General features: G+C 37.1%; 11 protein-coding genes, 2 pseudogenes and 1 other annotated feature (1 of these 14 only partly in view). Of the genes and pseudogenes, 7 read left to right on the top strand and 6 right to left on the bottom strand.

Annotation, left to right across the window (positions count from 1 at the left end; genetic code table 11):
• Positions 1-76 precede the first annotated feature (76 nt).
• Together LMF32_RS10415 and LMF32_RS10410 are read left to right on the top strand one after the other, a co-directional pair.
• Positions 77-523, top strand: coding sequence for a DUF1694 domain-containing protein (locus LMF32_RS10415; RefSeq protein ID WP_092479668.1), 447 nt, complete (start codon positions 77-79; stop codon positions 521-523).
• Positions 524-552: 29 nt separating this feature from the next.
• Positions 553-954 carry a GNAT family N-acetyltransferase gene (locus LMF32_RS10410; RefSeq protein ID WP_230524693.1) on the top strand — a complete coding sequence of 134 codons (402 nt, stop codon included), beginning with the start codon at positions 553-555 and terminating at the stop codon, positions 952-954.
• A gap of 128 nt (positions 955-1,082) precedes the next feature.
• Here LMF32_RS10410 and LMF32_RS10405 read toward each other — a convergent pair whose 3' ends face one another.
• The 3 genes from LMF32_RS10405 to LMF32_RS10395 are packed head-to-tail and all read right to left on the bottom strand — an operon-like array spanning position 1,083 to position 2,624.
• On the bottom strand, positions 1,083-1,772 hold the full coding sequence (locus LMF32_RS10405) for a 5'-methylthioadenosine/adenosylhomocysteine nucleosidase (protein WP_230524692.1): 690 nt from the start codon (positions 1,770-1,772) through the stop codon (positions 1,083-1,085).
• 38 nt (positions 1,773-1,810) lie between these two features.
• Complete coding sequence (gene macP / locus LMF32_RS10400) at positions 1,811-2,062, bottom strand: cell wall synthase accessory phosphoprotein MacP (RefSeq protein WP_092479671.1); 252 nt, start codon at positions 2,060-2,062, stop codon at positions 1,811-1,813.
• Positions 2,055-2,624, bottom strand: a complete 570-nt coding sequence (locus tag LMF32_RS10395; RefSeq protein WP_092479672.1) for an NUDIX hydrolase — start codon at positions 2,622-2,624, stop codon at positions 2,055-2,057. Before LMF32_RS10395 ends, macP begins: the two co-directional genes overlap by 8 nt.
• 228 nt (positions 2,625-2,852) lie before the next feature.
• Between LMF32_RS10395 and LMF32_RS10390 the strand changes: the two genes are divergently transcribed.
• The 3 genes from LMF32_RS10390 (at position 2,853) to LMF32_RS10380 (ending at position 5,174) form a co-directional block, all read left to right on the top strand.
• On the top strand, positions 2,853-3,560 hold the full coding sequence (locus LMF32_RS10390; RefSeq protein WP_188203840.1) for a 5-bromo-4-chloroindolyl phosphate hydrolysis family protein: 708 nt from the start codon (positions 2,853-2,855) through the stop codon (positions 3,558-3,560).
• Between the two features lie 17 nt (positions 3,561-3,577).
• Positions 3,578-4,804, top strand: coding sequence for a toxic anion resistance protein (locus tag LMF32_RS10385; protein ID WP_188203841.1), 1,227 nt, complete (start codon positions 3,578-3,580; stop codon positions 4,802-4,804).
• A gap of 121 nt (positions 4,805-4,925) precedes the next feature.
• Positions 4,926-5,174 carry a GlsB/YeaQ/YmgE family stress response membrane protein gene (locus LMF32_RS10380; protein ID WP_092479674.1) on the top strand — a complete coding sequence of 83 codons (249 nt, stop codon included), beginning with the start codon at positions 4,926-4,928 and terminating at the stop codon, positions 5,172-5,174.
• A gap of 115 nt (positions 5,175-5,289) precedes the next feature.
• Here the strand turns inward: LMF32_RS10380 and cspD are convergent, their stop codons facing one another.
• Positions 5,290-5,490, bottom strand: coding sequence for a cold-shock protein CspD (gene cspD / locus LMF32_RS10375; RefSeq protein WP_092479675.1), 201 nt, complete (start codon positions 5,488-5,490; stop codon positions 5,290-5,292).
• 324 nt (positions 5,491-5,814) lie between these two features.
• Here cspD and LMF32_RS10370 point away from each other — a divergent pair.
• Positions 5,815-6,936, top strand: a pseudogene (locus LMF32_RS10370) (ISNCY family transposase); the annotation flags it as partial.
• A gap of 57 nt (positions 6,937-6,993) precedes the next feature.
• Here LMF32_RS10370 and LMF32_RS10365 read toward each other — a convergent pair.
• A protein-coding gene (locus tag LMF32_RS10365) for an IS3 family transposase (RefSeq protein WP_230523472.1) occupies positions 6,994-8,507 on the bottom strand; the annotation gives its coding sequence in 2 pieces (ribosomal slippage) (positions 6,994-7,889 and positions 7,889-8,507; 1,515 coding nt in all).
• 78 nt (positions 8,508-8,585) lie between these two features.
• On the opposite strand from LMF32_RS10365, the pseudogene LMF32_RS10360 reads away from it, so the two are divergent.
• A pseudogene (locus LMF32_RS10360) lies at positions 8,586-8,852 on the top strand (ISNCY family transposase); the annotation flags it as partial.
• A 295-nt stretch (positions 8,853-9,147) separates the two neighbouring features.
• On the opposite strand, the gene ileS reads toward LMF32_RS10360, so the two are convergent.
• The gene (gene ileS / locus LMF32_RS10355; RefSeq protein WP_230524691.1) at positions 9,148-11,940 is read right to left on the bottom strand and encodes an isoleucine--tRNA ligase; all 2,793 of its coding nucleotides are present in this window, start codon (positions 11,938-11,940) and stop codon (positions 9,148-9,150) included.
• Between the two features lie 91 nt (positions 11,941-12,031).
• Positions 12,032-12,163, bottom strand: a binding site (T-box leader); it runs 92 nt beyond the window's last position.

The raw sequence follows: 12,163 nt of genomic DNA, 5'->3' as shown, positions 1-12,163 counted from the left end.
CCAGTTTTTGTTTTTAATCAGCAAAATGTGGTACTATTGGTAACGAGACGAATTATTTTTGAATGAGGTGTTATACATGGTCAATAAAGATGCCAATGATTACTTGCAAAAAGGACAATATGGTGTTAAACAAACGTTGATTTCAGAACGAAAAGAATTCATGGGCAGTTTACGAGAAAGAGTTTATTTGACTGCACGACTAGAGCAGCTTTCCCAAGAGAATGCACTTCAAGCTTTCCAAGATGAATTTCAAAAACATCCAGATGGCCATTTGCTGTTGAATGGTACATTTGGTATGAGTTTCTTTGACGGCTATATCAAAGAAAGTAAACATATGGGGATTCCATTCACTCTAATAGCCAATGAATATGCACAAACCACCCCTTATGCAATCATTTATACTGCTTCGACTGCTGTAGATGAACCCATTATTGACCTTGCTGAGAAATACCCTCTTCCTCTAAAGAGTGAGCCTCAACAAAAAAGTCAGAAAAAGTCATTCTTTAAACGCTTTTTCTCCTAATTCTTAATTTATACAGGAGTGATTTAAACATGCAAATCAAAGAAACAAAAGATTTTAATTTGATGGGACAGCTGGGAAAAACCATGCAAGAAAAACATCGTGCATTATACCCTGATTTTTTCAAACCATATGATGAGGAATCAATAGCTCAGCATTTTGAAACAGTTTTTCAAAATCCAAAAGAAAAGGTTTTTCTGTGGCTGGATGATTCAAAACAGGATCAACCTGTCAGTGCTTATTTATGGTTAAGCGAACAAGAAATCAAAGAAACTCCTTTTCGTTATGGCTATACACGATTATATATTTCACATATAGCCGTTTTGCCGGATTACCAAAACAAAGGTCTCAGCAGTGAATTGCTGCAATTTGCAGATGATTATGCGAAAGAAAAAAAAGATCCCGTATGTGGAACTGCATTATTGGGCAAATAACACGATTGCAAAAGAGACTTACCAAAAAAACGGTTTTTCTATTTACAATGAAATCGCTCAGAAGAAACTTTAAACAAAACGCCAAAAAGGACACAGCAAAACGCTGTGCCCTTTTTGATCATCTTCTTTTAGATGTTTTTGATGATTTCAATGACCATCTCTGCTGATTTTTTACCCGCTTCAATAATAAATTGGTCAAAGACCACTCCTGCTTCATCATCTGCAGTATCAGAAACAGCTCGTACGATTACAAACGGCTTATTGAATTGGTAGCATACTTGCCCTACAGCGGCTCCTTCCATTTCTGAAACAAGAGCATCCGGGAAGTTCGCTTTGATCTCTTTGATGACGTTTTTATCCGCTATAAATGAATCACTGGTTACGATAACACCATTAACTGATTTCAATCCGACTTTTTTCGCAGCATTATCTGTAATTTCGATCATTTGTTCATCAGCTTTATAACGCGCCGGCATTTGAGGAACTTGTCCCATAACATAGCCGAAAGCACGTGCATCAGCATCGTGATAAGCTAATTCAGTAGAGATCACAACGTCCCCTATCGCTAAACTTCCATCAATCGCGCCTGCAGAACCTGTATTGAATACAACATCTGCCTGGTGATCATTGATCAATAATGTAGTTGCTATCGCAGCGTTGACTTTTCCTATTCCTGATTGAACTAAGATAATGTCATGACCCCACATCTTTCCAGAAGAAAAATTTGCTCCTGCTGTAGACCAATCTTGACGATCTGTTAAATTACTTTTTAATGTAATGGTTTCTTGTTCCATTGCTCCAATGATACCGATTCTCATACTCTATTTTCTCCTCATGTCTAGGACGCATCTATTTTTTATACAACAAAAACAATCACTAAAACGATTGCCAGTAAAGCAGCCACTGCCAATATGGCTAAGTTAAGTTTCTTTCCAGCATCTCTTATTTTATCGTTTTCACTTTTACGGCTTTTAGTAGCAAATCCTTGTTTTTCTCTTTCTTTTTGGTATTTCTTTTCAGCTTTTAACCGTTTCTTTTCCCGTTCTTTTTGAGCTTTCAATTCTTGCTGCTGCTTTTCTCTTTCTTGCTCTCTTAAACTTTTACCCATTGTTCTCACCCTCTTTGTTGGTTTGCAACAATTCGATTTTCCAATAAAGTAAAGCCATGATGGTTTTAGCATCAATGATTTTGCTATCTTCATAAGCTTGCCAAGCTTCTTCAAAAGACAGCTCGATCAACTCTAAAAATTCATCTTCATCTAATGCTGCTTCTTCTTGTTCTTCTAAAGACGAAGCTCGATACAAATGAATCACTTCATCTGTAAAACCAGGAGTCGTATAGAACGTTTTTACGAACTCGAACTCGTGGGCATAATATCCTGTTTCTTCTTTTAACTCTCTGACCCCTGTTTCTTCCGGATCAGTATCTGTATCGTCTATTTTTCCGGCAGGAATTTCATAAATCGTTTGTTCAATCGGTTTACGAAACTGTTCTACGAATATCATTTTTCCTTCTGAGGTAAACGGCATGATCGCGACTGCTCCAGGATGTCTGACGATTTCTCTCGTAGACACTTTTCCATTGGGCAACTCTACAGATTCTACTGTATATTCTGTAATGTTCCCTTTATAAATAGATTCCTTGGATAATGTCTTTTCTTCAAATTTCATGACTTTTCCTCCCTTTGTCAACATCTCGTTCTATGATAACGTTGAACTCTGAAAAAAACAAGAACTAGAATATTTAACAGTCGAAAGAATCCCCAGTTTGCTTTATACTTAGAGTAATAATTCATTCTTAAGTCGCATATATTTTCAACTGCTTTTTATGCTAGAATAAATGTAAGATAAATGACTAATAGAGATGTGTTTAAACTATTTTTAAGAGGTGGACAAAAAATGGATAATTTTATTAAAAATTTTGGAGATATTTTGAAATATACTTTTACAACTGCAAGTACCATTGTTGTTTTCTTAGTCTTGCTGGTATTTGATTTTGGTTTTTGGCCATCTTTGATCATCAGTTTGATTATCGGAAGCTTTTTATACTTTAAAAAAGACAAATCAGATAAGCCGGCAAAAACAAAAGTGCAGCGACTCCGGAAATTGACTCCCGAAAAAGAAGCATTTTATAAATCCAAAGGACTTTCTAAGGATGAAATGAAATTTTTTAGAGAAACGATGCAAACGGCAAAAGTTAATATATTAGAACTAGAACAAAATATGCGCAAATCTACTAAGCTGACTGCTATTGAAAAACGCAACAATACGATCCATTTAGCCAAAGCTTTATTTAAAGAAATCACTGAAGAACCTCAACGCTTGCATGAAGTAGATAAATTCTTATACGTGCACCTTCCTTCGTTAAAAGATTTGACCGCTAAATACATTGAGGTGGATAATCATGAAGTGAAGCACAAATCAACTTTTTCTGTTTTAGCAGAAAGTGCCGAAACGATTGATGGTATGTGCAATCTGATTGCTAAAGATTACGTCTCTTTCAAATCTGAAGAAATTGAAGACATAGAATTAGAGATGGAACTTGCAAAGAAAGCCATTACAAGAGATAATCATTCCACAGACGAAATCAATGATGAGGAACTATAATATTAGGAGTTGAGAGTATGGTCGATACAAACAAAGAATCATTCAATACGCATGAAAACGAAACGCCATCAACGGTCAAAGATGTAAACGTTGAATTAGAGAGTTTATTAGCTAATCCATTCCAAACACCTGCAGCTCCTGTAGCTGCAGATCCTTCTATTGAGAATGATGTACAAAAAGAAACAAAGACTGAACGCTTGGTCGATAAACTGCCTAAAGAAAGACAACAGCAAGCTTATGCATTAGCCGGTCAAATCGACGAAAGCAATATTGAATCGGTCATGTCTTATGGTGCAGCTGCGCAAAAAAAACTAGGGGAATTTTCTCATTCCATGCTGGATCATGTCCAAAATCAAGATACTGGAGATATTGGAGAAACCTTGAATGAATTGATGTATCGTTTGAATGAAGCTAACCCAGATGATTTAAGAGCTGAAGACAACAATATTTTCAAGAAACTTTTTGGGAAGATCAATCGCTCGATATATGAAGTAACCGCTAAATACCAAAAAATCGGTGCTCAAGTCGATAAAATCGCTGGTAAGTTAAACAAAGAAAAAGATTTGCTGTTGCGAGATAACGCTATGTTGGAACAATTGTACACAAAAAACTTAGACTATTTTGAAGCGTTGAATATCTACATTGCTGCCGGTGAAGTAAAAGCAGAAGAACTTTTAACTAAGTTGATTCCTGAAGCTGTAGCAAAAGCAGAAAACAGTTCTGATCAAATGGATGTTCAACATGTAAATGATTTGAATCAATTTCTTGATCGTCTTGAAAAACGAGTGTACGACTTGAAGTTAGCTCGTCAAATGACGATCCAACAAGCTCCGCAAATCCGTTTGATTCAAAATACAAACCAAGCATTGTCTGAAAAAATTCAATCTTCTATCAATACCGCTATTCCTTTATGGAAAAACCAAATTGTTATTGCATTGACCCTATTGAGACAAAAAGATGCTGTTGAAGCACAACGCCAAGTATCTGAAACCACTAATGACTTATTAAAGAAAAACTCTGAACTATTGAAAACTTCTGCTATTGAAACAGCTAGAGAAAATGAACGAGGTATTATTGACTTAGAAACCTTGCAAAAAACTCAAACTGACCTGATCGATACGCTGCAACAAACTTTGGAAATCCAAAAAGAAGGCCGTATCAAACGTAAAGAAGCAGAACGTGAGTTAACCACTATGGAGACTACTCTGCGCGATCAATTACTAGAAATCACAAGTAAAGATTAATATTTTTCTTCCCCTTTCCATGTGATGTGAGCATATCCTTTGAACTTTGAACTATTTGTGTCTATACTAGGTATTGTAATAGTTCATTACAAATACTTTATTTCTTAGGAGAGTGGAGCTTATGTCATTTATTTGGTCATTAATCGTTGGTGGTATTTTAGGAGCCGTTGCTGGGATGATCGTTGGACGCGACGTACCGTTTGGTATCGTTGGTAACATCATTGCTGGATTTATCGGATCTTGGTTAGGTACATCATTATTAGGACAATGGGGTTTGAATATCGGAGGATTTTACATCTTCCCAGCGCTGATTGGTGCTATCGTTCTAATTTTAATCTTCTCTTTCATTACTGGAAGACGCAAAGGGTAATTGTTCCCTAATAACATAAAAAAGATATACTCTTCGGAGTATATCTTTTTTATGTTAATGTAAAACGATAAAAAGAATGGAAACTATGAAGTCTCCATTCTTTTTGATTTTTTAATTATAATTTAACAACGTTAGCTGCTTGAGGTCCACGGTTGCCTTCAACAATTTCAAATTCTACCGCTTGTCCTTCTTCTAAAGTTTTAAAACCATCGCCAGTGATTGCGCTGAAATGTACGAATACATCGTCTCCGCCTTCAACTTCGATAAATCCAAAACCTTTCTCAGCGTTAAACCATTTTACAGTTCCTTTTTCCATAACTAACTACCTCCACTATATCTTATTGCAACAGATCTTTTTTTCTATAGAGGTCTATTTATGTAACTCAACGATCAAAGTGCATTTATACAAATATAAACGTCGTTCTTGATTAGTTATTGATGTGACATAAAATCAACTTTCTCATTTTTAAAAACAAAATCTATTACATTTTCAATTATAACGCAGTTGTTTTTTATTTGCAAGGGCTATCATCTGCATTTTAACAGCGATATCGTTCGAACGTGATAATGTCCTAAGTAGGTCGAAGCATAAAATGTCCCAAAATGATAAAATAAAATCATGAAAAGGATAATACTAACGATGAATGAAGATAAGAAATATAAAGTAATAAAAGCTGTGGCAGAAAAAAGAAAGGAAAAAAAGAGAGCTTGTGTTGAACTTGGGCTCTCGATGAGGCAAGTCAACAGATTGATTCAAGACTATCAAGAAGGAGGAAAAGCTGTTTTTTCACACGGCAACAGAGGAAAAACAGCTAGGCACGCCGTGCCAGAGGAAATAAAAAGACAAGTGATCGAGCTCTATCAAAGTTTTAAGATAAAGCCTAACGTGAAGCATTTTACTGAAATTTTGAAGGAGGATCATGCTATCTGTTACACCGATACGACCATTCGTCATATTTTATATCATGCTGATATTCTATCACCTAAGGCTCAAAGAAAAACACGTAAGAAAATAAATGCTCGAATCAAAGCTAAATCAATGAAAGGTAAAAAAGGGTCTTATAACCCACTGGTTCCAAGAGCCGAAGATCAAATGGAGTTACCCGAAAAAAGTCACCCTAGCCGTCCTAGAAAGAAATATCAGGGGGAGCTTATTCAAATGGATGCCAGCTCCTATAACTGGTTTGGTAAAGAGGTGACACATCTCCATTTAGCTATTGATGACGCTTCTGGTAATATCGTCGGGGCTTATTTCGATATGCAAGAAACACTCAATGGCTATTATCATGTGCTCAATCAGATCCTAACGAAACAAGGCATCCCTTTAGCTTTTTTAACAGATAAACGAACGGTTTTCGAATACACATCAAAAGCCATGAAAGCGGTCGAAGAAGATACCTTTACCCAGTTTGGTTTTGCCTGTCATCAACTCGGTATTGAGATTAAAACCTCCTCTATTCCACAAGCTAAAGGCCGCGTAGAGCGCTTAAACGGGACTGTTCAATCACGACTTCCTGTAGATTTAGACTTAGCTGGAATACAATCTATGGAGGAAGCCAATCACTTTTTAACGAAATGGATTAGGACTTTCAATAAGAAGTTTGGCAATAAAACGAAGGAATCCATCTATGAAAACGCACCAACTAAATCAGAAATCAATTTATTATTAGCACGAGTAGCGAATAGAAAAGTGGATAGTGGGCATCATATTCGGTATCAAAACAACTACTACCTGCCTACGGAAGGCAGTGAAGAGCACTACTGTTTATGGCAAGATAAAAATACATAAGAGGAGGTGCGGATGTTTTTTTGGACTTTTTCAAGCAATTAAACCTAGTTTCTTTCTGTAATCAATCGGACTGAGACCGCCTAGAGACAATTTTATTCTTTTGTTATTGTACCAATGCAGGTAATCATCAAGTAGTTCAATGAATGCGTCAATTGAAATATTGTCCCATTTAAAGCCATAGAAGAACTCATTTTTAAGTCTACCGAAAAACCCTTCGCAAGCCGAGTTATCCGGTGAACATCCTTTTTTAGACATGGACTGTGTCAAACCGTTGGTTTTAATCCTTTCAATCCAACCTGGCCATCTGTAGTGAGCTCCGCGATCAGAGTGTATGATTGGCTTTGAATTATCAGCGAGTGTATCAAGTGCCTGATCAAACATACTATTAACGAGCTCCGCATTTGGTTGTGTACTGATAGTCCAACTAACTAAGGCCCCGTCAAAACAATCGATAATGGGCGATAGATAGACTTTTCCGGCGGGAATACGAAATTCTGTAATGTCTGTCAACCACTTTTTGTCAGGTGCTTCAGCTTTGAAATTTCGTTGAATAAGGTTAGGTGTCGCGGGAGTAATTTCACCTGCATATGAACTATATTTCTTTTTAGTTACTGAATGAACAATGAGTTTTTCTTCCTTCATAAGCCGTCTAACAACTTTCTCGGAAACAACAATATTTTGCTTTTTTAGAACGTCATGCATACGACGATAGCCATACGTACGACGACTTTCAATAAAAATATCTTTAAGCATTACCCTTAGATCAGCATATTTATCCGGAAGCTTAGCCTGACTTCTGTGGTAATAATAACTACTCTTAACTAAATCCAAATTCTCTAGTAAAAGTGCCAATGGATAAAAGGTTTTTAATGCATCAATCACTCTTGTTTTTTCCTTGTTGGAGAAATGTTTTGGATTGATGCCCCATTCTTTTTTACAAGTTCGGCAGACTTTTCCAAGATATCTTTTTCCATTCGTAGTCGATAAACTTCTTGTTTTAAAACATCAACTTCATTTTTCAACCCTTCTAGTTGAGGGCTATCAGGCATATTCGTCATATTAGGTGGAAGCTCCTCTCCGATGAGCTCCTCTTTCCAATCATAGAGCGTTTTACGGGTGACCTGCAGGCGCTCAGCAATTTTGTGGACAGAGGTTTCTCGGCTCACAAGATGGATAACGGCCTCTTTTTTCTGCTCTTGAGAATAGTTTAACTTACTTCGCCTGATTTTACGAGCTTCAGGTGCAAGTTCTTTACACCAATCGCTAAGAATGTTTCTATCTGGATAACCCAACATGCGAACAGTTCTAGAATAATTGCGACCGTATTCGATATAGTGATTAACAGCAAACTGCTTTTCTTCTTGCGTAAATTCACGTTTTCTTTTTGAAGTCTTAGAAAGATCACCATTCTCTTCATATTCCTTAAACCATTTGTATAAAGCTTTTGAAGAAGGATAGCCTAATTCATGAATGACTGACGCCAAAGAGTGTTCGTATTTGATGTAAAGTTTTACAGCTTTCATTCTTTCTTCGTAAGAGTACATGGACATTCTCCTGACTTATAGTTGTCCAAGATTATGTCCGCACCTCCTGTTGTGTAGAAAAGTCTTGCAAAATACAACTACTTCACGCGAAGATCAAAGGTGTTGGTTATCGAAGCGTTTAACGGAGATATCTATGTAAATATAGCTGAAAAAATATACACAACAAGGAGACTGAAAGAACATGACTACTACTCACAAGAGTTTGATCCGATTCCAGAGCAAAAAAAAGAAAGACGCCAGTATATTCCCCCACAATCTCACCCGTGGAAACTAGAATCTTTCAAAAGATATCTTCGCAGTGTCGGAAAAACACTCGAAGAGTACGAAGCTGAACAAACAGCTTAAGACTAATTTTAACAAATTCGGTCACATTAATGCAAGCTTTTGCGAAGTAAAAGCTTGCATTAATGTGAGCCTTGGTTTTAGGACATTTTAACTTTCGCTTGACAGGGCTATCATCTGCATTTTAACAGCGAACAACAGCTTTTTATTGATTATGAGTTTTCAACTACTTTGGAAACGTTCTATCAAAATAGTTCTCATTCACCACCTACCTCAAATTAATTGCCCTCTTTTCACTTTCGTACTCAATAAAAAAGCTCCATCAAACAGATTGAACTGTTTAATGGAGCTTACTGGTCTATTCTGCTTCTGTTTCAGGTATTAACGCTTCTGGATAGTGTTCCTTCACGATATGGTAGCAACGACCACAAAGTGTTGGAGCCTCCTCAAATGATCCCACTTCTTCACTGACGATGCGGCATCTTTCACACGTCTCTCCGTGTGCATGTTCAATAGAAACAGCTACATCTGCAAATTTATGAGCTGATTCAGGTGCTGACTCGTAATCACCAGCAATTTCTAAATCAGAAACGATCAATAATTGCCCAATATTTGCGTCTAAACTATTCAACAACTCTTTTACTTCTGCTGTTGGGTAAAGAGTTACTTTTGCTTCAAATGACTTACCAATGATTTTTTCATTACGTGCTTCTTCCAAAGCTTTCAATACTTCATCTCGCACATTCATGAATGCTTTCCAATCTTTTAACACTTCTTCTTGATTGTTGAAACGTTCTACTTCAGGTAATTCTGCCAATTGAGCAAATTCTTCATCTTCTTTAAGGAGTTTCCAAATCTCTTCACTAGTATGCGGAAGGATTGGTGTCAATAATTTTGTCATCTTCACTAAGATATCATAAAAGACTGTTTGCATAGCACGACGATCGTGTCCATCTTCTAAGTCGATGTAAACAATATCTTTAGCAATATCTAAATAGAATTGAGACAAATCAACTGTACAGAAGTTCATTACTGTTTGGTAAATCCCCTTGAAATCATACGTTTCATAAGAATGTTTGATTTTTTCTACGATTTGGTTGAAACGAATCAACATATATTGGTCTAAAGCATTCAACTCTTCGTAAGCAACGGCATTGACTGCAGGATCAAAATCAGATGTATTAGCCATTAAGAAACGCATCGTGTTACGTATTTTACGGTAACCTTCAGATACTTGTTTCAAAATATCATCTGAGACGCGCACATCGTATTCGTAATCAACGCTTGAAACCCACAAACGAATAATATCTGCACCCATTTGTTTGATCACTTTATTTGGAACAATAACATTTCCGATAGACTTACTCATCTTACGGCCTTCTCCATCCATTACAAAACCTTGAGAAAGGACGCTTCTGTAAGGAGCTTCTTCGTTAACAGCCACAGAGGTTGTCAAACTAGAGTTAAACCAGCCTCGGTATTGATCTGAGCCTTCTAGATACATGTCTGCTGGGAATGATAACTCTGGACGAGTTTTCAATACACCTGCATGAGATGATCCTGAGTCAAACCATACATCCATGATATCTGTTTCTTTAGTAAATTCATTATTTGGACTAGCTGGATGCGTAAAGCCTTCCGGTAACAAATCTTTTGCTTCCCGTTCAAACCATACATTCGATCCATGCTCACTCACCAATGAAGCCACATGATCAATGGTTTCTGGAGTAATAATCGGTTCGCCATTTTCAGCGTAGAAAATCGGCAGAGGCACGCCCCATACACGTTGACGTGAAATAACCCAATCACCGCGGTCTCGAACCATATTGTACAATCTTGGTTTTCCTGATGGATGCAACCACGTTACATCATTTTCAATAGCATCTAAAATTTGTTGACGGAATTTATCGATTGAAGCAAACCATTGAGGTGTTGCTCTAAAAATAACTGGTTTTTTTGTTCTCCAGTCATGAGGGTAGCTATGTGTAAAGAAGCTCATTTTCAACAAGTTTCCTTTTTCTTCAAGCCATTCCGTAATTTGTTTGTTGGCTGTATCATAGAAAACACCTTCTAAGCCTGGTGCTTCATCAGTGAAACATCCTTTATCATCAATAGGAGAAAGAACACCTAGTTTGTATTTTTGACCTGCAATATAGTCATCTTCCCCGTGTCCAGGAGCCGTGTGAACTAAACCAGTACCGGCTTCTAGTGTAACGTGATCTCCCACAATTACTAGAGATGTACGATCATACAATGGATGTTGTGCTGTCATCAATTCTAAGTCTTTTCCGTTCACTTCAGATACGGTTTCAACATTTTCCCAACCTAATGTGGCTGCTACATCATTTACTAAGTCTTTAGCCAGTACATATTTTTTGCCATCAACTTCAACTACAGAATACACATAATCTGCATTCACAGCGATAGCCAAGTTTGCTGGAATCGTCCAAGGTGTAGTTGTCCAGATTACGAATGATGTGTCACCATTTAAAATTCCTTTTCCGTCAACAACTGGGAAAGAAACATAGATACTTGGTGATTTAACATCTTGGTATTCAATTTCAGCTTCAGCTAATGAAGATTCACTAGATGGTGACCAGTAAATAGGTTTCAAACCTTTATAGATGTATCCTTTTTCCGCCATCTGTCCGAATAAACGAATTTGTTGTTCTTCAAATTTAGGATCTAGAGTCACATAAGGATTATCCCAATCACCAGCTACTCCAAGACGTTTAAAATCTTCTCTTTGTTGGTTGATTTGTTTCCAAGCATACTCCTCACAAATCTTGCGGAATTCTGCTTCCGACATTTCTTTCCGTTTCACACCGCTGTTTGTAACAGCTTGTTCAATAGGCAGTCCATGTGTATCCCATCCAGGAACGTAAGGAGAACGGAAACCGCTCATGCTTTTTGATCGGATGATGATATCTTTTGTAATTTTGTTTAAAGCGTGACCCATATGGATATCGCCGTTTGCATATGGAGGTCCATCATGCAAGATAAAAGTTGGTTTATCTGAGTTTTTTTCTTGACGTTTTTCATATACATCAGCATCTTTCCACTCTTGTTGCCATTCCACTTCTCGTACTGGCAAGTTTCCTCGCATTTTGAATTTAGTATTTCCTAAATTCAATGTTTCTTTCATTTTCATTGTAAGAATTCCCCTCTTCTTTGTTTTTCCTTGTTTCCTTTGATCAACACCATTGCCTAACTTTTGGAGCATAAAAAAAAGACCTCCTCCCAAAAGGGACGAAATCTTCGTGGTACCACCCATAGTTCAAGAAAAGAGTTCCCTCTTTTCTCCTCTAGTAATTGTTAACGCCAATCACACGATTGATTCTACTCCTAGTTCGAATCAATACTCATGGAGGATC

The sequence above is a fragment of the Desemzia sp. C1 genome, from assembly GCF_020882875.1.
In the GTDB taxonomy this organism is placed as follows: Bacteria; Bacillota; Bacilli; order Lactobacillales; family Carnobacteriaceae; genus Desemzia; species Desemzia incerta.
The sequence above is the reverse complement of the archived record's forward strand: the minus strand, read 5'-3'. Positions and strand labels throughout refer to the sequence as shown.